This window comes from Wolbachia endosymbiont of Listronotus oregonensis (assembly GCF_031205055.1).
Classification (GTDB): domain Bacteria; phylum Pseudomonadota; class Alphaproteobacteria; order Rickettsiales; family Anaplasmataceae; genus Wolbachia.
Genome location: NZ_CP102118.1, coordinates 125,861 through 147,464 on the forward strand (window position 1 = coordinate 125,861; position 21,604 = coordinate 147,464).

The following is a 21,604-nucleotide window of genomic DNA, read 5'->3' on the forward strand; positions in this document are numbered from 1 at the left end:
TTTGGATCGAGAAACTTCGAAAGAGCCATAACGAACTAACCTAAAAAGCATTAATAATTATACACAATTCTGAAAAAATATTCAACTTCTTTATTTTTAGTTTATTTTTTTAAGTTTTGAATGCGTTGATGAAAAAAATGTCTCCCATAGGTGGCTTTAGAATACTACTACGCACCTTAGAGGTCCTTTTGTAGATCTTTTTATACCCCCCTCATAAAGCGCCTAAAAACCCCGGCAAATGAATTCATGGATTTAGTAGCTATAAAGAGCTTTAAAAATACTTATTTTTGGTGTGAGAGCCTAATAAAATACGAGCCAAAAGCTCAAACCTACCATCGAGCTCTCACATCTTTCATAATAAAGAGCTTGAAGTTTAACGTCAACATTTTCATAGTAAATTTATGCTCACCTGTGTAATAATGTGTAGTTTATTTCTGTTAGCGGCATGGCAAAACGTACTACTATCTCCATAAGGTACAAAATAGCACAAAATATAAGAAGCTGGATATTAAAGCGAAAATATACCCAAAAAGATTTAGCAAATAAAACAGGTATAGAATACTATACGCTGCTAAGGTATGTAAAAGGAAAATGTGGCATTCCAACTGAAAAGTTAAAACGTATAGCAAAGGCATTGTCAGTTCCTATTAGTAATCTACTTCCTCCACCAAGAGAAGACAGTTGTTTTGATAAAGATAAGGCGCAAGAGACGTACGATTTCATGGGAAAATACATGAAAACAAAGGGGAGAGAACCGCGCAAGGCAATTAATCCATTAACCAAATTTATTCGAGCTCAAGAGGAAAGTGATGTAAAAGCAGCAAGAATAAGAATGGCAAAAAATATGCTCAAGTTAGAATTTGATGCTGATATTATCTACCGAGCAACAGGCTTATCAACAAATGAATATAATAATAAAGAGCTAGTTGTCTGTAAGCGTTACAAGGAAGGACAAGAGATGAAGAAATGGAGGATAATAAGAGAATATACTCAAGAGGAATTGGCAAAAGAGCTAGGTGTAACACGTTCACAAATACATAACTATGAACAAGGGAAGAGTACCTTTTTAAGCGAGGTGGCGTGTAAAGTTGCAGAAATATTATCAGTGGATGCTGAAGATCTAATAACGGAAGAAGATTACTATGAAGGTGAAGACGAGGAAGCGGAAAATGAGCTATTAAGTTTGACGAGAGAATTCAAAAGAATTGATAATCAGGAATCAAGAGATGAACTGAACATACTAATAGAATTTTTGTCCGAAAGAAGGCAAATCTACAGAGAAAAGATCGACAAAGCAGAAGGGATAAAAGTAGCAAATAATCTACTTATACTAGGTATTTCTGTTGATGCTATTTCTTCAATAACTGGCTTATCTAGAAAACCCATATATACCTCCTAGTCTAAAAAGTACAATATATGAAAACAATATGGTAAAAATACAAACATTATTTCGTATGTCAAGTTTTTTTTACTTCAGAATATCAGAACCAATCATAAGTTATTCCTAATCTTAAAAAGCAACTAGAAATGGGAATTAATTTGGGAAAGTGTTGAAAAAAAAAGTACATAAATCTTCAAAGAAATGTATCTTTAGGTACTACATGCTTGTTTGACTGCTTTAATTCTTTCTAAAAACGCGAAACTATCATTGCTAGTATGTGTCTAAATAGGATGAAAATAGGCCAACATATTGGACTTTAGGTTACTTAAAGCTTGTGCATATGCTGATAATTTGAATCAAGATTTAAGAATACACTGGCGATTTATTGTGCCCAGTAGTCCATACACTAGAAAGGACGCTCTTAACAGCATCACACGTACCTATATCGGGATCTTCTTGCTTTTCCTCACTAACTCTCTCGCAAAACTTTCCAACACCATAACCTACTAATGCACCAATTACTGCAGCTACAAGAAACACCGCAACAGCACCAACAGGAGTTAAAGTAGCAGCTCCTGCAAGATATGCTATGCTCAAACCTAAAAACAAACCAATTGCTATACCGCCACAAACATAGTATTTGTTATTGTTTTTAGATTTTATTTGTAATTTAGGGTGTCTTTTAAAACCTATCCCGCAATGTATAAGATTAGCTAACTCATTTGCACCTTCATCACCAATGTTGTTATCAGATAATTCAAGTTTAGTAAGATTCGTAAGACTAGCTAAAGCTTTTGCACCTTCATCACCAATATTGTTATCAGATAATTCAAGTTTAGTAAGATTCGTAAGACTAGCTAAAGCTTTTGCACCTTCATCACCAATATTGTTACTACCTAACCAAAGCCATTCAAGATTTGTAAAATTACCTTCAGCTAACCCTTTTGCACCTTCATCACCAATATTGTTACTACCTAACCAAAGCCATTCAAGATTTGTAAAATTACCTTCAGCTAACCCTTTTGCACCTTCATCACCAATTTTGTTATGTGCCAAATCAAGTTTAGTAAGATTTGTAAAATTACCTTCAGCTAACCCTTTTGCACCTTCATCACCAATTTTGTTATGTGCCAAATCAAGTTTAGTAAGATTTGTAAAATTACCTTCAGCTAACCCTTTTGCACCTTCATCACCAATATTGTTACTACCTAACCAAAGCCATTTAAGATTTGTAAAATTACCTTCAGCTAACCCTTTTGCACCTTCATCACCAATATTGTTATATGTCAAATCAAGTTTAGTAAGATTTGTAAAATTACCTTCAGCTAACCCTTTTGCACCTTCATCACCAATATTGTTATCAGATAATTCAAGTTTAGTAAGATTTGTAAAATTACCTTCAGCTAACCCTTTTGCACCTTCATCACCAATATTGTTATCAGATAATTCAAGTGTAGTAAGATTTGTAAAATTACCTTCAGCTAACCCTTTTGCACCTTCATCACCAATTTTGTTACTACCTAACCCAAGCCATTCAAGATTTGTAAAATTACCTTCAGCTAACCCTTTTGCACCTTCATCACCAATATCTGCTCTGTGCAAACTAAGTTTTGTAACGTCTGTTCTATTTTGTAAAAAGCTTACTAGTTCACTTACGTTTACGGCGCAATGACAATAAAGGACACCGTACTTAACATGTTCATTAAAATCCATTTCTTCTCCTTACTAAAATTATCATATAAATATTTTAGCCAGTATTTCAGTGATTGTCAATTTTGTTAACAAATTACGTGAAAATTTGTAGAAAATACCAGACTCTGTAGCGTCACAAAAAATTTGTTCATTTACTTTTTCTAAAACCGCAAAAAAGTACGTATCTTTGTGAGAGCTTGTTTGGTAAAAATAAGGTTGTGAAAATAGAAGGTTGAAATTGTTGCAACGAAGTTAAGCAAATTGGTTCGTATATAAATATGGTAAAAGTAGGCCAATATAGCTAGTTTTGTGGTATAGTAAAATTATTATAAGAAAAGTTCGAACGTGTCATTTGGAAAAGAAGATCATTAGAGGGAAAAGAGGAGCTTGATGATTTGGAAGAGAGCTTAATTGATGAAAGATAGCGCTATGTGTTTCCAAAATTGTGCATAAAAGTAAAACAAAACGAAGGTTAACAGTTGCGTCTTTTTCGCAAGAATAGCTGATAAATGGATTTATGGAAAAAAGGAGTGCCTGAACTATGAAAACATTTACAGGAGAAACTATGAGAAAAAGAACATTAACTGTTACCTGTCGATATGAGCCTGATGAGTTAGCAGATAAACGCTTATCGGATGTATACGGGCAACTGATAGAGAGATTGATAAAGAGAAAAAAGAAAATAGAGAGAAAGAAATAAATGAAAGTAGTGAGTTTATATGCGAGAGTGTCATCGTGCAAAAAATTAAGCATAGTACGACAAATACAAGTTTTCTTGTCGTTTTAATCTGCACAGATTGCGAAGTTAAATGAAATAGCTTCAGTTTCATGATAAGGGGGCTGACGAAACTTGTCAAGTAAGTTTTTTCGTTTCTGCGGGCTACTTCTTGACACCAGTGGTGTTAAGTATTCGTACAGTTATTGGTATTATTAAGATACTCCCTAATCTTCTTTAAATCCTCCCAGGCTAAACGTTTTTGCATTGGCTGACGCAGTAGGTAAGCTGGGTGAAATATAGCAGCTGTAGTGATTGAGTGAGATAAATATTGGTTAGTGTACGTATGAAATCTACCACGCAAATTCGATATAGTTTTTGTGCTGTCAAGAAGGCTATAACACGCAATTCCCCCGACCAAAATTAGAATTTGCGGTGAAACCAGTGCAACATGCTTCTCAACAAATGGTCTGCACATATCAAGCTCTAGGTCGGTTGGCTTTCTATTGCCAGGTGGGCGCCAAAATACGGTATTGCTTATGTATACCTTAGTGCGATCAAGATTGATTGCATTTAACATTTTATCGAGCAACATTCCACTTGCACCACAAAATGGTATGCCTTGAAGGTCTTCATTTGCTCCTGGAGCTTCACCAACGAGCATAATTTTTGCGTTTGGATTACCATCGGAAAAAACAGTATTAGTTGCAGTTTTTTTTATCTCACAACCTTCAAATGATTCAACTGCACTTCTTAGTTCATCCACACTACTACATTTACTTGCAAGTTTCCTTGCTTCAATTATCCAATCACTTGGAAACATGTCTTTTCCATCTTTAGTGTCACCCCAGCGCGTATCTGCATCTTTCTTCTGGGTCCCAGTTTGGATAACAGAGGGTTGCACACCCTCTTTGCTCTCCAACTTTTTTTCCTCTTCACCCTCTGTTAGTGTGCAATCAACGCCCACTTCATGGTAAAATTTTAATAATTCTAGGTCTTCATTGCTCATAATGCTTTTTAACCTTTTGTGCTTTTTTCATGGCCATATCATACTTTAATTTAGATAAATGTCTAATATATAATATGCCATTTAAGTGATCTAGCTCATGCTGAATACACCTTGCGAGCCAGCCGCAAGCTTTTAGCGTCTGTTCCTCATTATTTAAATCCTTATATTTCACAGTCAAATATTTTGGACGCTTAATTTCATAGCTTTGCTCTGGAATTGAAAGGCACCCTTCTTTGAGAATTACTTGTTCATCGGATAATTCCGTAATTTCAGGGTTAATCATGTAAAATTTGCCAGTCGATTCATACCCTACTGGCTCGTCTTCAGCTCGAGAGAGCTGAATGTCCATAACAAAAACTCTCCTCAGCACTCCAACTTGCACTGCAGCAAGGCCAAGACCTTCTGCATCGTACACAGTTTCGAACATGTCGTTTACTAATTCTTTAATTTTATCGTTTATATCTGTTACTTCACTGGCACGTGTGATTAGTCTTTCATCAGGGGCAATTACAATTGGTAATATGGACATAAAAATTATAATTCTATGTTTTGCTTTTCCTTTTGTCCAGAATTTAGTGTATATTAAAATGTTGCTATATCTATAATAGAAATATAAATTATTAAAGAAAGCTACAATTTAAATGAAATTGCGTAATAAGGTTAACTAATGTACTCTGCAGTAATAGCAAAACCAAAGAGAAACGTTTTTGCTGTTTTAGACATAGGTACAACAAAGATTATTTGTCTAATCGTTAAAATAAATGGCAACTTCAGCTATAAAGTGACAGGAACGGGCTATAAGATTGCAGAAGGTGTAAACGGTGGGTCGATAACTAATGTAAAACACGCAAATTACTCCATCTCATCAACTATAGGTTTAGCTGAGCAAGTGTCAGAGGAAACTATAGACCAGATATATGTGAACATTGCTGGATGTGGCATCTCATCTTTTAATGTACATAATGAAATTATTGCAGCTAATCATGAAATTTCTGACCGGGATATAAAACGTGTAGTTTTTCAGACGTTTGAGAAATATATTGAAGAAAATGTTATCATTCACAATATACCACTGAAATATCACTTAGATGACATGACTGACATAAAAGAAGTTGGTGGATTGTACGGAAAAGACTATCTGCTGATGTTAATGTTGTCACTGCTTCGCGTCCAGCGCTTACCAATATTGAAAACTGTATTACCAATAATGGTGGATTAAATATGGCAGGTTGTATTGCTTCTGCATATTCTGCAGGTCTTGCCTGTCTGAGTGAAGATGAAAAAGAGCTCGGGACTGCTATTGTTGATATAGGCGGTGGGTGCACTGCAATTGGAATTTTCAAAAGAGGGAAACTTGTGTATGCAAGCAGCGTTCCAATTGGTGGCGTTCATATCACTCGAGATATTGCTTACGGGCTATGCACAAGCATAGAACGTGCAGAGTATATAAAAATACTGTATGGTAGCACTATCGTAACTTCAATAGATGAGAACGAATATATTACAGTCCAAAATAGTGAAAATGATGAACCTACTCAAGTATTCAAATCTGAGCTTATTAACATCATAAGACCAAGAGTTGAAGAAATACTTGAAATGGTAAGAGAGCAATTTCAAGAGCAGAAAGATCCAATTAATAAAGTAGTGATCACAGGTGGAACTAGTCAACTCACAAGCATGAAGGAAATTGCAGGCTATATATTCAATAAGCAAGTTCGAATTGGGTGCCCTGAGTCTTGTAGCGGTCTTGATGGCGAATATGATAAAAATCCTGTATTTTCTGCTGCTATAGGTTCTATAAAGCTAATAGTTGAAACTTTTTATAAGAATAACTCTGGAATGCTCGGTCAAGATGGTAAAATAAGTAAGTTGTACCATTGGGTTAAATCAAAAGTTACAGTTTAATTTTACTGAATGAAATTCTTATATCTGTCAAAGGAAACATTATGAATAAAAAACATTGTTTCAAAATTAATAAACTTGTTCGTGATCATACAACTGAAATTATACGTTCCCATGGAATTATTGTTTATGAGAGGGTGATGGAAAAAGATGAATACATTGAACGTCTCAAAGATAAACTTTTAGAAGAAGTAAAGGAAGTTATTGCCTCTAAAACCTCAGATGAAAACCTTGAAGAGTTAGCTGATTTACTTGAGGTCATACATGCATTAGGCAAAGAAAGTGGACTATCTATAGAACAAATTGAAGAAAAGCGTATCTCTAAAAAACGAGAGAGGTGGTTTTGAGAATCGTATCTACAATACTTACATTGAGGTGAATTCTAATAGCATCGATTACTATCACAAAAAACCTTCAGATTATCCTGAGATAGTAGTTGTATAGTTCAGATTATTAAATAGACTTCTTGCTTGACCACCTTTCATACAAATGACTTGACACTAGGATCCATAGGGCTTATTTTCATAATACGTAAAGTTATTACATTTATGTACTTGCAAGTAAGCGTACCAATTACAATAAGACATGGAAAATATGAACATAACTATACACTCACAAGAAGATTTTGAATTTATGCGCAAGGCTGGCAGGCTTGCTGCTGAAACTCTTGATTTCATTGCACCGTACGTAAAGGTAGGGGTGACAACTAATGAGTTAAATGATCTATGTCATGATTTTATAATTAATGCAGGTGCAATTCCAGCACCACTAAACTATAGGGGGTATCCAAAATCGATTTGCACTTCAAAAAATGCAGTTGTGTGCCATGGTGTTCCCGATGATAAAACGCTTAAAGATGGAGATATTTTAAATATTGATGTCACGGTGATTTTAAATGGTTGGCATGGTGATACAAGTCGCATGTTTTGGGTTGGCAAGCCATCAATAAAAGCAAAACGTTTGTGTGACGCTACTTATCATGCATTGATGGAAGCAATTAAACAAGTTAAACCCGGCAATAAGTTAAATGAAATAGGGCTTGCTATAGAGAAATATATTAGAGATTTTGGATATTCTATCGTACGCAGCTACTGCGGACATGGTATAGGAAAAGTCTTTCATGCTCCACCAAATGTAGTGCATTTCTATGATCAAGATGAAAATCTCATCTTGAAGGAAGGTATGTTTTTTACAATAGAGCCAATGATTAATGCTGGAAAACATGAGACTCTGCTCAGTAAAATCGATGACTGGACAGTGACAACACGCGATCTTTCACTTTCTGCTCAATTTGAACATACGCTCGGAGTAACTAAAGATGGTGCTGAAATATTCACATTATCACCTAAAAATTGGCACTTCCCACCATATAATTAGATTTTTTTAAACTCTGCTATACTGCAACTATACTTGGATCTTGAAGAAAGCTAATCCTTAATTTGCGATATAGCAACTAGCCCAATTAATGCACAGAAAATCATGTAAAAACTAGCTGAAGTCTCTTGTCCTGTAACTTTGATAATTGTTGTGCATATAAATGGTGCAAGGCCACCAAAAAATCCAGCAGCTATATTTCTTGACAAGCCAAATCCGCTGTACCGAACCTTTGTTGGAAATAATTCACACATAAATGCACTGACAGGACCAAGCGATGCAGCTATTGGAATTATAAAAAGAATATGTGCCGTAAAAGTGAGTAAGTAATTGCCACTACATAACATTGAGAAAACTGGATAACTCACTATTACAAAAGCTATAAATGAAAATTTCATAACTTTTTCTCTTCCTACCTTATCAGAAAGTATTGCAAACAATATTGTCAATCCTCCGAGCGCAATTTGACTCAGTATTTCTACCATATGGTTAAAATGAGTATTTATTGTTGATGTAAGCACATTGAAAAATACCAGATATATGTAAAGAGATGAGTTTTCAACTATATCAACCCCAACTGATATCAGAAAAGGTTTTTTATAGCTATTCAATAACTCTTTTAATGGCAGTTTAGATGGATTTTTCTGTCTTTTATACTCTGGGCTTTCATCAAGTATATATCTCATATATATGCTGATTAATCCCATTGCTAAACTGAAAATGAAAGGTAATCTCCACCCCCAAGATTCAAAATCAGATACTTTTTTGCATATGAGTACTGCTATCAGGCTTAATACTGAACCAAAAATTGCGCTTAATACTTCAATGCTGCCAAAAAATCCTTTTTTGTTTTTAGGAGCGTGTTCTATTAAAAATGGTGCATTTCCTGCTTCTCCTCCAAGGGATATACCCTGCAATAATCTTAAACAAACTACCAGCATTGACGCTAGTATTCCAATGCTTTGATAACCTGGAACAAAAGCAATTAATACGGTTGATAAAGTCATTAATATAATCGAGAGCAATAAGGCAACTCTTCTGCCATGCTTATCACCAATGTGACCAAATATAGCAGCGCCGACTGGTCTCATTAAGAAACCCACTGCAAACACTCCAAAAGCCTTCAATACGCTGGTTAGTTGATCATCCGATGGAAAAAACACACCACCTATTATGTTTATTAAGTGGCCAAAAAGCATGTGGTCATACCACAATAAAGTGTTACAAATCAAACTTGAAAATATTACTTTTGTTATTTGCTGCATAATTTTCTATAGTTTGTTTAGTATTTAGTAATATACATTACTTTTTTTTATATAATAGAAAAATTTGAACATTATATTAATAATAGTATCTTATTAAATCTTAATATTTTTATATCATTGACTATATTCAAGTATTTTTATATTATTGCCTATATATTTCCATATGTTTTAGTGGGAAGCTATTTTTATTTGTATGCACAGAGTCTTTTGATGGAGCACTATGACACACACTCCAGTTTTGTTAAAAGAGATGCTATCACTACTATCACCGCAGGATGGTGGTATATACGTGGACGCCACATTTGGAGCTGGAGGGTATAGCAAAGCAATATTGGAGTCAGCTGATTGCAAGGTATATGCAATTGATAGAGATGAAACGGTAACTAAGTTTTATGATGATTTAAGCGTTAGATATCCCGATAGAATAAAACTATTCATTGAGAAGTTTAGTAATATTAAAAGTATACTAAGCAGCGTTGAGCCATCTCCTGTCATCCCAGTACTTGATACTGGAAAAAATAACTGGTCACGCGCTGGAATGAAATCAAACGGAGTGGATGGGGTGGTTTTTGACATCGGAGTTTCATCTATGCAGCTTGATAACGGAGATAGAGGGTTCTCATTTTTACATGATGGTCCACTCGATATGAGCATGGATAACTCTTCTTATATAAACGCTTCAACGTTTGTTAACGCTTTACGCGAAGAAGAAATTGCAAATACTATATATAACTACGGAGGAGAGCATCATTCTCGCAAAATCGCAAGAGCAATAGTAAGTGCACGGAAGAAGAAAACTATCAAAACTACATTTGAGCTTGCGAACATTGTACGTTCTGTGGTGTTCCGTGGAAAAAGCAAAATTGATCCTGCAACCAGAACATTTCAGGCAATCAGAATATGGGTAAACGATGAGCTGGGAGAACTTGAGAGGGGCATTAAAGCTGCATCTGAAATTTTAAATGAGAATGGCAAATTAATTGTTGTCACCTTTCATTCTTTGGAAGATCGTATAGTCAAAACTTTTTTTAAAGATCTATGTGAGCCAAGATCTACTGATTGTAAGACATTCTCTCTTCTAAATAAAAAAGTGATCAAAGCAAGTATAGAAGAAGTAAGTGCAAATCCGCGTTCACGCTCAGCAAAACTAAGAGCTATACAGAAGTTGTCATGAGAACTTTCTGCATCATCTCAATAGTTATGTTTTTTCTTAGCATTGTAGGACTATTTAAGATAAAACTACATGTTCAGTCATTAAATAGAGAGCTAATAAAAATAAAAAGTGAAATTAGTTTAGTACAAAGTGATATAAAAGTTTTACAAGCAGAGTGGAGCTATTTGAATAATCCAAAAAGACTTGCAAGCCTTGTAAAGAAATACCTAAAAAATAACTCTTTAATACTGGCTAGCCAGGTTAAAAATCTTGACTCTTTAAATGGCCGCAGTGTGTTAGCACAACTTAAAATCCATGATCAACAGTGAGATTAAGTCTTATTTTTTACAGATGAGCACATCACAATAAAACTTACTTTGTATCCGTTCAGGATAGCGGCAAGGTAGTATAACCATAGAGTAAAAGTGAGTTTACAACAAATGGTGTCATCCCAGTGCTTGACACTGGGATCCAGCCTTTCCATAATCATCAAAAACATTGTATTTTAACGTAAAACAGCTATTTTTATGCTTACCAACTTAATAAAATTCCTGGATCCCAGTGTCTGGGCACTGGGATGACAGCAGTCCTACGTCATACCGCGATTCATTCCTACGTCATACCGCGATTCATTCGCGGTATCTCTTAACATAGATCCCGCTAACAAGCAGCGGGATGACGGTTGTCAGGGTGTCATCCAAGTAGCCCCTTTTTCTGGATTCCAGACTGGAATGACAGCAGTCCTACGTCATACCGTTACGGTATCTCTAGATCCCGCTAACAAGCAGCAGGATGACGGTTGTCAGGGTGTCAGCTACTTAGATGAAACCCTTTTCCGGTGGAGATCACTATCAAATCACATAAGAGAAAACTAAGACCAATCACATTTTTTATCTTGCGGTTTTATTTGCAATATTGCTACCACACTGATCAACAAGCAGAAGACTATATAAAGCCCAGCAGCAAGGTTTGTTTGAGGAAATGTTACAGTCAACCAAATACAAACCATAGGAGTAAATCCTCCATGTAACGCATAAGAGATGTTGCGTGATAAGCTCACACCACTAAATCTAACATTGGTGGGAAAGAGTTCAGATGCAACTATTCCTATGGGAACTATACCTCTTTCTATTATAGAAAGAGCCATTACACTAAGCATAATTATAAGGTAATTTTTGTAGTAATATGCAATAGATAACGCAGGACAACATAGTGCCATTGTAATTGCTATAAATAAGATTGCAGTGCGCTCTTTTCCAACTTTATCAGCCAACATTCCAAACGCTATTGAAGATATCGGCATTAATACACTGGTTATAATGAGCACAATTTCGTTGATATATGTCGTTACATACACATCCACTGATGCTATTTCCTTTGCGAGTGTTCGAAGAAATATGGTAAATCCGACAGCAACATTAACAGGTACAGATATTAAAATAGCAAGTATAAGAGCTCTCTTGTGGCGCTTTATAAGCTCTATTATTGGCAAATCAGGTAAATTTCTTTGTTTTCGATTTTTTTCATATGCTGGAGTTTCTCCCAATGTGTATATGCTATACGCGCTAATTAATCCTAAAATAGCTGAGAAAACAAATGGCAATCTCCAACCCCAGGTACAAAAATCAGTAGTTTTTTTGCAGATAATTACTATCACCGCAGAAAGCAAGACACCAATGGAGCGACCACAGCCCATTATTCCAAAATACATTCCTAAGTTCTCTTTCCTACTGGATAAATGTTCTATAAGATAAACAGAACTTCCCTGTTCACCACCAAGTGCAATTCCTTGTGTCACATGGATTGCAAGAAGCAATATAGTAGAAATTATACCTACTTGATTGTGACTTGGAATAAATGCAATGAGACTTGATGGTATCGATATTAGCAAGATAGTAATTATTAATGCTATCCTTCTTCCATACCTGTCACCAACGTGACCAAATATGAATGCACCAAGTGGCCTTACAATTGCACCTAGCCCTACAATTCCAAATAATTGCAGTATGTTACTGTAGACATCTTTTGCAAAACAAAACTCTCTGCTAATTATGTTAATCAAATCAGTGAAGAGCATGTAGTCATACCATATTGCGATTCTGCAGAGTATGGTTGATATCAATACCCTTATTTGGTGATTATCCACTAAATTTAATTCGTAAATGTTTGCTTATTCTATTCTGGCTGCTTTTTGGGATTTTGCAACCTAAGCATGTGAAGTTGACTGTTTTATTATGGTGTGTGATAATTGAGATTGTTAAAATTTAGGTATTCACTGACCGTTCTTGTTATAAACACCAGAATAATAAGCTACTGATATTCTCCATCTTTTTTATCTTTAATCCATCATAGCTAGCGATGCAACAAAGCCATTCCAGTGTCCGCTACTCAAATGACATGGTGAGGCGTCATCCTGCTGCTCCTTTCTTGTCATCCCGCGCAGAATAATTAATCGTCATACCGCTAACAAGTAGCGGTATGACGATTGTCAGGATGTCATCCTAGTAGTGTGACACTGGTTCACTCTATAATGATTTCATCCCAGCGCCCTCTTCTTGTCATCCAAGTAGCTGACGCTGGTTCCTTTATGACGGTTTCAGCCCAGTGCCTTTGTTACTTCTTTTTCCCATTCTCATTTACTTCTTGTGCTTTCGCTCCATCTACTTGAGTACTAGGTAATGCTACATATGTAATACTACCAGCTACGAGTGCAGATGCTACTGCTATACCAATCATTACTAACATCTCTAACCTAACTGTACGTTCAAGTGCAGTAAATGCTATCAGTCCAGCAGCAAGACCCATACCAACAGTAGCGGTGTACCGTGCTCCATTGCCTTGTTTTGGTTGCTCAGTTGTTTTGTTTTTAGCTTCTAGTGCTTGTTTTTCTTGATCGAATTTAGCTTGTAATTCTGTTTTTTGCGTATTAGCTGCACCCAATTGAGTTTGTAAGTCTGTTTTTTCCTTCTCTATCTGCTCAAGTTTATTTACTTTTTCTTGCATTTCATTTGATAGTTCATTTTTAGCTTCAGTTTTTAGCTTTTTGGTTTTTAGTTCAGCTTTTGCAGCCGTTATTGTTGCTTGATCAGCTTTGAGTTCAGCTTTTGCAGCCGTTATTACTGCTTGGTCAGTTTTCAGTTCAGCTTTTGCAGCCGTTATTGTTGCTTGATCAGCTTTGAGTTCAGCTTTTGCAGCCGTTATTATTGCTTGGTCAGTTTTCAGTTCATCTTTTGCAGCCGTTATTGTTGCTTGATCAGCTTTGAGTTCAGCTTTTGCAGCCGTTATTATTGCTTGGTCAGTTTTCAGTTCATCTTTTGCAGCCGTTATTGTTGCTTGATCAGCTTTGAGTTCAGCTTTTGCAGCCGTTATTATTGCTTGGTCAGTTTTCAGTTCAGCTTTTGCAGCCGTTATTGTTGCTTGATCAGCTTTGAGTTCAGCTTTTGCAGCCGTTATTATTGCTTGGTCAGTTTTCAGTTCAGCTTTTGCAGCCGTTATTGTTGCTTGATCAGCTTTAAGTTCATCTTTAGCTTCAGTTTTTATTGCCTCATCAGCTTTAAGTTCATCTTTAGCTTCAGTTTTTATTGCCTCATCAGCTTTAAGTTCATCTTTAGCTTCAGTTTTTATTGCCTCATCAGCTTTAAGTTCATCTTTAGCTTCAGTTTTTATTGCCTCATCAGCTTTAAGTTCATCTTTAGCTTCAGTTTTTATTGCCTCATCAGCTTTAAGTTCATCTTTAGCTTCTGTTTTTAGTTTCTCTCTGAGTGCACTTACTGTGTTTTCTGAAGTTTCTTCCTCTTTACCTTCCAACACTTCTTTAAGGAAAACTCTCAGCTCTTCTTTTTTTGTAGCATCCAGATTATGACCACTCTTATCTAAAGCACCCAAAATCTCTGCTAATCTTTCAAATCCTATCATAACGAACCTCAATATATATAATTAACATTACATAATACCTTTAGAACCTAAGGTCAAGTAATATTTTTATTATAGCATAGAAAATTTATGTTCGTAAACAAAAAATTTTGGCGTAAAATTGCCGTATTTACTTAATTGTGCTATAGCTAAAGTAATTTAGGTTTATCGACAATCGTCATCCCGCTGCTTGTTAGCGGGATCTAGAGATACCGCGAATGAATCGCGGTATGACGGTTCGTGGCGGTATGACGATAACCTCGTCATACCGCTACTTGTTAGCGGGATCTATGCTAAGAGATACCGCGGCGGTATGACGGTTAAGTATCCTGCTACGTGTTAGCGGCTGAGATACCGCGAATGAATCGCGGTATGACGGTTCGTGGTGGTATGACGATAACCTCGTCATCCCGCTACTTGTTAGTGGGATCTATGCTAAGAGATACCGCGGCGGTATGACGGTTAAGTATCCTGCTACGTGTTAGCGGCTGAGATACCGCGAATGAATCGCGGTATGACGGTTCGTGGTGGTATGACGATAACCTCGTCATCCCGCTACTTGTTAGCGGGATCTATGCTAAGAGATACCGCGGCGGTATGACGGTTAAGTATCTTGCTACGTGTTAGCGGCTGAGATACCGCGAATGAATCGCGGTATGACGTTGCTAGCTTAAGGTTTAAAATTGAGAAATATTTATGTTAAAAGAAAAATACGGCTTTAAAGAAGTTGAAGACAAATGCAACATATTATGGGAAGGTAGTAAAGTTTATAAATGGAATGGTGAAAAGGATAACACTTTCACTATAGACACACCTCCACCAACAATATCGGGTAAATTGCATATCGGCCATATATTTAGCTATTGCCACACAGACTTTATTGCAAGGTTTCAGCGCATGCTGGGAAAAGATGTGTTTTATCCAATTGGGTTTGATGATAATGGGCTCCCCACTGAAAGATTGGTTGAACAAACCTATAAAACCCGTGCAAAAGAAGTTGGCAGAGAAAAATTTATAGAGATGTGCCATGAAGTTATTGAAAAATCAAAGCAAGAATTTAAGGAACTATTTAAATCGGTCGGCATTAGTTATGACTGGAGTTTGGAATATCACACGATCAGCAAGGAAACTGTGACACTTTCTCAAATGTCGTTTATCGATCTATATAATAAAGGGTATGCATATAGAAAAATGCAACCTATTCTTTGGGATCCGGTTGATAAAACCGCAATTGCGCAAGCAGAAATAGAAGATAAAGTTTTTGAGTCATCCTTAAACACGATAGTTTTCTCTACTCACGAAAATGAGCAGATCAATATTGCAACTACGCGACCTGAGTTACTTCCCGCATGCGTTGCAGTTTTTTGCCACCCAGAGGATGCACGCTATACCCATCTGATTGGCAAAACAGCCGTAGCGCCAATAACAAAGGAAAAAGTTCCAATAATAGCTGATGATAAGGTTAAAGTAGATAAAGGCACTGGGCTTGTTATGTGTTGTACATTCGGTGATGAGCTCGACATATATTGGCAGCAAAAGCATAATCTGCCGATGAAAATTATCATCGATCAGGATGGGAGGATGAACCTGCATCCACCACATGGTCAGAAGGAAAGAGCATGGATCCCAGTGTCTGGGCACTGGGATGACACCATAGGTGGCACTGGAATCCAGGAAATAGAAGAATGGATCCCAGTGTCTGGGCACTGGGATGACACCATAGGGGCTACTCGGATGACAGGAGAAAGGGCTACTCAGATGACAAAAGAAGACGTCATTCCACCACACCCCGGCGTCATTCCAGCGCGTGACGCTGGAATCTACAATGAAATCAATGGATTGAAAGTTACAGCAGCAAGAAAGAGGATGATCGAAATCCTAACTGAGAAGGAGTTACTAATAGAAAGCACTAGCATTTCTCATTCTGTTAAGTGCGCAGAAAGGTCTGGTGCACCACTTGAGATATTGCCTACTTATCAATGGTTTATCAAGACCTTAGAGCAAAAAGCTCAAGTATTAGATAAAGTAAAAGAATGCAATTGGCATCCAAGCAATATGCGTAAACGCATGGAAGTGTGGATAGAAGGGCTAAATTGGGACTGGTGCATCTCAAGGCAGCGCTATTTTGGTGTGCCATTTCCAGCGTGGTATTCCAAACGTAAGGGAGAAGAAGGTAAAATTATTCTAGCTGAGATAAAGGACCTACCTATAGATCCACTCAAAGATTTGCCAAAAGGGTATAGCAAAGAAGAGGTTATCCCAGATCAAGATGTAATGGATACCTGGGCCACAAGTTCAATTACTCCTCAACTAAGTGCACTGGCAGTAAACAGTGAGTTTAGCTTACCAAATCATCGCTATAATACAATATTTCCTGCAGATCTGCGCAGCCAGAGCCATGAGATAATAAGAACTTGGGCTTTTTATACTATTTTAAAGGCACATTATCATGCAGATTCTTTACCTTGGAAAAACATTATGATCAGCGGTTGGTGTTTAGCCGATGATAAGAAAAAGATGAGTAAATCAAAAGGTAACATCATCACTCCTCATGTAATACTTGAAACTTATGGGGCTGATGTAGTACGCTATTGGGCAGCGAACTCAAGGCTTGGAGTTGATACAGTCTACTCTGAAAATATATTTAAAATTGGCAAGCGCCTAGTTACAAAACTTTGGAACGCTAGCAAGTTTGTTTCCATGTTCATGGAAAAGCATCAAGTAATGAGCATAAATTCTGCTCACGAGACAATAGATAAGTGGATATTGTCTAAGTTATACAAAGTTATAGAAAGAGCAACGAATAACCTATTACAGTTTGAATACTGCGAAGCTTTGGGCGTAATAGAGGAATTTTTTTGGAAGGATTTTTGTGATAACTACTTGGAATTAGTAAAAAAACGCGCGTACGGAAGCAGTGAAGCAACCTTAAGTGCAAAACAAAGCTTGGCGTATGTGTTAAATGTTATTTTGCGGTTATTTGCACCTTTTTTGCCTTACATTACAGAAGAGATATACCACCAGTTGTATAGTTATAATTCTGTACACAATCAAAGTAATTGGCCAAAATTAGAAGAGCTTATCTACGATAAATATTCAGAGGAAATGGGAGACAATTGCGTGCAGATATTAAACATTATCAGAAAGATAAAAGCAGATAATAATGTATCAGTTAAGCATTTGATAAAGAAATTAGTGATAAAAGCAGATCTACGAGAGGACAAATTGAATCAATCCGCGCAGAATGACCTACAAGCAGTTTGCAATGCGGAAATGATAGAGTGGATGCAGTCTGAGCTTGAAACTGAAGACGGGAAATACATAGTGAATATAGACTTATACTGATTTGTATAGCTTTACTTCCCTTGACATTTATGCTATTATAATACTTTAGTTGTGAGGGAATAATAATGGGGGATTTATATAATAAAGCCAATGCACCATATCTTATAGCTGGTGCTTTTGCTACTTTGGTATTGCTTGCATCTGGGACACTTGCTGTTGCCCCTTATGTTGAGTTCTTGTCTTCAGTTGCAGTCTTTAATGTAGCTCTTCCTGTTGCCTTGAGTTTATCTATACTATCTACTTTGATACTCGCACTTTCATGCAAGATGATTAGTAATAATAAGAAAATAGAGGTTGAGAAAAATAAATTTGCTGAAAAAGAGCAAGAGTTAGAAAGCGTAAAACAACAATTTGAGAGTAAGGTACAAGAGTTAGAAAATAAAATAACTCTAGAAAAAGAAGCTAAAGAAGCTGCAAGCAAAGAAGTGGAGGAATTGAATAATCAACTAAATAGATTAACTCGAGAAAAGCAAGGTTTAGATGAGAGAATAAAAAAATTGAATAAGAAAGTAAGTCAGTTAGAATGTGAAAAGAAAAATTCTCTTGATTTTACTAAAGAGTTACGTGATGAAAATACGAAACTAAATGAAAAAAAGGTAATTTACAAGGTGAATTATGTGAGATGAAGAACAAACTGAGCAACTTAGAACATGAATACAATGACTTACCTTGTAAATTAAAAGAGAAGGTTTCTTCTCTAAATCATCAATTAACTATGTTAGAAAAAGAAAAGATACAATTAGAAACAGAATTAAGAAAAGAAGTAGAAGAATTAGTAGTGCAGTTAAGAATAAAAAGTGATGAAGCTTCCTCTCTGAAGGAGGAATTAAAGAAAAGAGAAAAAGAATTAAGTAACGACATAAAAGAATTAGAGAAGAAGTTATACCAGTTGGAAAGGGAAAAGAAAAGATTAGAAGGTGAAGTTAGTTATGAGCGTCAAGAGCACACTCGTTTTAAAAATGAAGTTGACAAATTAAGTACAAAGGAGAAAAAGCACTTATCTAAAATTGAGGAGCTGGAAAAGGAATTATTATCTTTAAAAGCAGACGAGGAAGAACTTGTTAATCAATCAATAAACGTTAAGGATGATTACAAGAAAAATGTAAATAAATTTGAAGAAAAAAAGAGAGAATATGTAACGAAAACAGTATTTACTGTACTCAGTGTAGTGAAAGAAAGAGTAGAGCAAGGACTTTTTAATTTAGAAGAACAAGACATGCAAGATACAGACCGTATACAAGAAGCAGTTGATGAATTTATGCAACCTATATATGAAAAGTTAGGTATAAATAATCAACTAGATATAAGCAGTGAACATTCATCAGAATTTGAAGGAACAGGTGAAAATAAGCTTGCTAATGGACTAACTTTCCCGAAACCACTTTCTCCTCGCACATCCACACCAAGAAGATATTCTAGAAAATCTCTATCTCCTAAAAAGGAAGATGAGGATGAGAATAAAGAAAATTCAGAGCAACTAAATCACGAAAATCCTAATACAAGTACCGGCAGCCCTAATTTATCGCTTTTAGAGATGCAACAAATAATTCCTATCACACCTTAACGATGTAAGTGCAGGGACCTCCACAGATAAGAGAATTTTAATAAATATATACAAGACTGCTGAAGTTTTGTTCATGAGGGGAGGGGAGTAATGAGCAATTTGTTTAACAAAGCTAACACATTTTATTTTGTAGCTAGTTCCTTAGCTACTCTTACGTTACTTACATCTTTAGCGCTTACTGTAACTTCTAATGTGCCTCTTCCTCTAATTCTTGCTTTAGCTGCATTATCTGTTTTGGTGCTTGCACTTTCGTATAAAATGATTAGTAATAATAAAAAAATAGAGGTTGAGAGAAGTAAATTCGCTCAGAAAGAGCAAGAGTTAGAAAATAAAATAACTCTAGGAAAGGAAGCTGAAAAAGCTGCAGACAAAGAAGTGGAAAAATTAAAACATGAATTAACTCGAGAAAAGCAAAATTTAGACAAGAGAGCAAAAAAATTGGATCAGAAAGTAAATGAGTCAGAAGTTAAAGAGAATCTCTTCTTGAAGAAAAAAAATCTTTAGAGAAAAGATTAGAAACAGCAAAGAATCGTACGTTTGAAATAGACAATGAATTGGACAAAACAAAAGAGGAAATAGATAAGCTTGTTGCACGAGAAGAAGAATTGCATCTTAAAATCTCGCGTTTACGTGAACAGTTACAAGAAAAAGAAGGTAATCTAGCTGAAAAAGAAAAACGCATGACGGAATTGAAAAGGAAAATAGACAATAATAAACATGCAGAATTAAAAAATGAAGAATTATATAAGGAAATAGAAAAATTATCTAAAGAAAAAGAGGAATTGTGTAAGGAAATAGAAAAATTGTGTAAGGAAAAACATATATTATGTGAAAAAAAAGAAGAATTATATAAAAGACAAGAAGAACTTTGTGTAGAATTAGATGAATTACAATGTAAATTTAAAGAAATTAATCAGAAAAATAAAAACTTATCTCAAGAATTAAAAAGGAAATTTGAAGAGCTATATAAAGCAGATGATTTAATTAAAAATCAATCTTTTGAGTTAGATGGGATAAGAAAAGATTGTAATAACGAAGTGAAAAGTTTAAGAAATTCACTTTTAGAACGAGACAGTCAAATAGAAGATTTTTTGAAAGAGAAAGAAAAACAAGTGAATTTTGTGCAACTGTTGATAAGATGCGTAACAGACAATATAGAAGAACCTATAAGAAATAATGATGGAAAAGCAATATTAAATACGATTCAAATATTAAAGTTTGCGTTACAAGAAGAATTTGCACGGCTTTTGCCAGACAAAACGCCTTCTTCTTCGCTGGAAGATCTTGTATATGCATCATCGCCAGAGGAAACATCTGTTCCTTTACATGCAGGAGATCCTGGATATGGATCCGAGGAAGATTCTGGATATAACAGTCGCTCATCCACCCCGATCAAATTGCCAAATTCACTATTGACAGAATCTTATGAACGTAATCAGAGTGAAGGTATTTGCAAAACATAATAATTAGCTTTATTATAAAAAAAATTATGCAAGATAATGAACCCAATAATATGCGCACTGGATACACAAGACTTAAATAAGGCTATTTCTCTAGCTAATGCTCTGCGTGGTAAAGTTGGCATGGTAAAGCTGGGATTAGAATTTTTTGCTGCTCATGGTCTCTCTGGAGTGCAAGAAGTTGCAAAATGCAATGTACCAATTTTTTTAGATCTGAAATTGTATGATATTCCGAGCACTGTGGCTAAAACAGTTGAAGTAATAAAAGTTCTAAGTGTTGAAATGTTAACTCTGCACATCAGTGGCGGAACAAAAATGCTTGAAGAAGCGCTAAGTGTGGTGCAAGGCACAAAAATAAAGCTGATTGGAGTGACAGTGCTAACTAGTATGAGCAATGAGGATTTAAACGAGCTTGGAGTAGCAAGAGAGGTAAAATCACAGGTAATTTTGCTTGCAAAGCTTGCAAAAAAGATTGGACTCCATGGAATAGTCTGTTCTGCACTAGAAGCTCAAGAAGTGCGCCGAGAATGCGGTGAAGACTTTAAAATTATTACTCCAGGAATTCGTATAGATCCAGGTCATGACGACCAAAAAAGAACAGCAACACCAAGAGAAGCAATAAATTTAGGAGCTGATTATATCATCATTGGCAGACCCATTACAAAAACTGCAAGTAGTGCAGAATTAATATTGAAATCCCTTATCTAATCGAAGCAGATAAAAAAAGTGCTTGACATAAAAAAACGAACATTATATATTGTTGTTGTCTTTTGTTTTACCTCGCTTAATTTAATTACTGGATTAAGCTTACATCACTAAGCGTGGTACAAAG

General features: G+C 35.8%; 21 protein-coding genes and 1 pseudogene. 16 read left to right on the forward strand and 6 right to left on the reverse strand.

What is annotated here, in order from left to right; all coding sequences use genetic code 11:
* Positions 1–445: 445 nt before the first annotated feature.
* A complete protein-coding gene (gene wmk / locus NMD99_RS00680; RefSeq protein ID WP_309166236.1) occupies positions 446–1,399 on the forward strand; it encodes a WO male-killing family protein Wmk in 954 nt (317 codons plus the stop codon).
* Between the two features lie 345 nt (positions 1,400–1,744).
* On the opposite strand, the gene NMD99_RS00685 is transcribed toward wmk, so the two are convergent.
* Positions 1,745–3,094: a leucine-rich repeat domain-containing protein gene (locus NMD99_RS00685; protein ID WP_309166239.1), complete on the reverse strand. Its 1,350-nt coding sequence runs from the start codon at positions 3,092–3,094 to the stop codon at positions 1,745–1,747.
* Between the two features lie 520 nt (positions 3,095–3,614).
* On the opposite strand from NMD99_RS00685, the gene NMD99_RS00690 reads away from it, so the two are divergent.
* Positions 3,615–3,773 carry a hypothetical protein gene (locus tag NMD99_RS00690; protein ID WP_309166241.1) on the forward strand — a complete coding sequence of 53 codons (159 nt, stop codon included), beginning with the start codon at positions 3,615–3,617 and terminating at the stop codon, positions 3,771–3,773.
* A 202-nt stretch (positions 3,774–3,975) separates the two neighbouring features.
* Here NMD99_RS00690 and NMD99_RS00695 read toward each other — a convergent pair whose 3' ends face one another.
* Together NMD99_RS00695 and def are read right to left on the reverse strand one after the other, a co-directional pair.
* Positions 3,976–4,797, reverse strand: a complete 822-nt coding sequence (locus NMD99_RS00695; protein ID WP_253309680.1) for a uracil-DNA glycosylase — start codon at positions 4,795–4,797, stop codon at positions 3,976–3,978.
* The gene (gene def / locus NMD99_RS00700) at positions 4,787–5,326 is read right to left on the reverse strand and encodes a peptide deformylase (protein WP_253309681.1); all 540 of its coding nucleotides are present in this window, start codon (positions 5,324–5,326) and stop codon (positions 4,787–4,789) included. Before def ends, NMD99_RS00695 begins: the two co-directional genes overlap by 11 nt.
* Before the next feature lie 138 nt (positions 5,327–5,464).
* Between def and ftsA the strand changes: the two are divergent.
* The 3 genes and pseudogenes from ftsA to map all read left to right on the forward strand — a co-directional run bounded on the left by ftsA (position 5,465) and on the right by map (position 8,076).
* Positions 5,465–6,702 (forward strand): annotated as a pseudogene (ftsA, locus tag NMD99_RS00705) (cell division protein FtsA).
* A gap of 41 nt (positions 6,703–6,743) precedes the next feature.
* Positions 6,744–7,046 carry a pyrophosphohydrolase domain-containing protein gene (locus tag NMD99_RS00710; RefSeq protein ID WP_309166246.1) on the forward strand — a complete coding sequence of 101 codons (303 nt, stop codon included), beginning with the start codon at positions 6,744–6,746 and terminating at the stop codon, positions 7,044–7,046.
* 247 nt (positions 7,047–7,293) lie between these two features.
* A complete protein-coding gene (gene map / locus NMD99_RS00715) occupies positions 7,294–8,076 on the forward strand; it encodes a type I methionyl aminopeptidase (protein ID WP_253309684.1) in 783 nt (260 codons plus the stop codon).
* Positions 8,077–8,126: 50 nt separating this feature from the next.
* Here map and NMD99_RS00720 read toward each other — a convergent pair whose 3' ends face one another.
* Entirely contained in the window at positions 8,127–9,338 is a 1,212-nt protein-coding gene (locus NMD99_RS00720) for an MFS transporter (RefSeq protein WP_253309685.1), read from the reverse strand.
* Between the two features lie 220 nt (positions 9,339–9,558).
* On the opposite strand from NMD99_RS00720, the gene rsmH reads away from it, so the two are divergent.
* Positions 9,559–10,512, forward strand: coding sequence for a 16S rRNA (cytosine(1402)-N(4))-methyltransferase RsmH (gene rsmH, locus NMD99_RS00725; RefSeq protein ID WP_253309686.1), 954 nt, complete (start codon positions 9,559–9,561; stop codon positions 10,510–10,512).
* Entirely contained in the window at positions 10,509–10,820 is a 312-nt protein-coding gene (gene ftsL, locus NMD99_RS00730) for a cell division protein FtsL (protein ID WP_265016323.1), read from the forward strand. Before rsmH ends, ftsL begins: the two co-directional genes overlap by 4 nt.
* 542 nt (positions 10,821–11,362) lie before the next feature.
* On the opposite strand, the gene NMD99_RS00735 is transcribed toward ftsL, so the two are convergent.
* Positions 11,363–12,637 (reverse strand): MFS transporter, encoded by a 1,275-nt coding sequence (locus NMD99_RS00735; RefSeq protein WP_253308905.1) that lies wholly within the window; start codon positions 12,635–12,637, stop codon positions 11,363–11,365.
* 467 nt (positions 12,638–13,104) lie between these two features.
* Complete coding sequence (locus tag NMD99_RS00740) at positions 13,105–14,406, reverse strand: coiled-coil domain-containing protein (protein WP_309166248.1); 1,302 nt, start codon at positions 14,404–14,406, stop codon at positions 13,105–13,107.
* Between the two features lie 187 nt (positions 14,407–14,593).
* Between NMD99_RS00740 and NMD99_RS00745 the strand changes: the two genes are divergently transcribed.
* The 9 genes from NMD99_RS00745 to pyrF all read left to right on the forward strand — a co-directional run bounded on the left by NMD99_RS00745 (position 14,594) and on the right by pyrF (position 21,480).
* Positions 14,594–14,746, forward strand: coding sequence for a hypothetical protein (locus NMD99_RS00745; protein ID WP_309166249.1), 153 nt, complete (start codon positions 14,594–14,596; stop codon positions 14,744–14,746).
* On the forward strand, positions 14,740–14,862 hold the full coding sequence (locus NMD99_RS00750; protein ID WP_309166252.1) for a hypothetical protein: 123 nt from the start codon (positions 14,740–14,742) through the stop codon (positions 14,860–14,862). The genes NMD99_RS00745 and NMD99_RS00750 overlap by 7 nt, the downstream gene beginning before the upstream one ends.
* 19 nt (positions 14,863–14,881) lie before the next feature.
* The gene (locus tag NMD99_RS00755; protein ID WP_309166255.1) at positions 14,882–15,004 is read left to right on the forward strand and encodes a hypothetical protein; all 123 of its coding nucleotides are present in this window, start codon (positions 14,882–14,884) and stop codon (positions 15,002–15,004) included.
* A gap of 95 nt (positions 15,005–15,099) precedes the next feature.
* A complete protein-coding gene (locus tag NMD99_RS00760) occupies positions 15,100–17,748 on the forward strand; it encodes a valine--tRNA ligase (protein ID WP_253307324.1) in 2,649 nt (882 codons plus the stop codon).
* A 65-nt stretch (positions 17,749–17,813) separates the two neighbouring features.
* Positions 17,814–18,374, forward strand: coding sequence for a hypothetical protein (locus NMD99_RS00765; RefSeq protein ID WP_309166258.1), 561 nt, complete (start codon positions 17,814–17,816; stop codon positions 18,372–18,374).
* A complete protein-coding gene (locus NMD99_RS00770) occupies positions 18,371–19,312 on the forward strand; it encodes a hypothetical protein (RefSeq protein WP_309166259.1) in 942 nt (313 codons plus the stop codon). Before NMD99_RS00765 ends, NMD99_RS00770 begins: the two co-directional genes overlap by 4 nt.
* A gap of 90 nt (positions 19,313–19,402) precedes the next feature.
* Positions 19,403–19,816, forward strand: coding sequence for a hypothetical protein (locus NMD99_RS00775; RefSeq protein ID WP_309166262.1), 414 nt, complete (start codon positions 19,403–19,405; stop codon positions 19,814–19,816).
* Positions 19,817–19,866: 50 nt separating this feature from the next.
* Positions 19,867–20,775 (forward strand): hypothetical protein, encoded by a 909-nt coding sequence (locus NMD99_RS00780; protein ID WP_309166265.1) that lies wholly within the window; start codon positions 19,867–19,869, stop codon positions 20,773–20,775.
* Between the two features lie 36 nt (positions 20,776–20,811).
* Positions 20,812–21,480: an orotidine-5'-phosphate decarboxylase gene (gene pyrF, locus NMD99_RS00785; protein ID WP_309166268.1), complete on the forward strand. Its 669-nt coding sequence runs from the start codon at positions 20,812–20,814 to the stop codon at positions 21,478–21,480.
* Positions 21,481–21,604 lie beyond the last annotated feature (124 nt).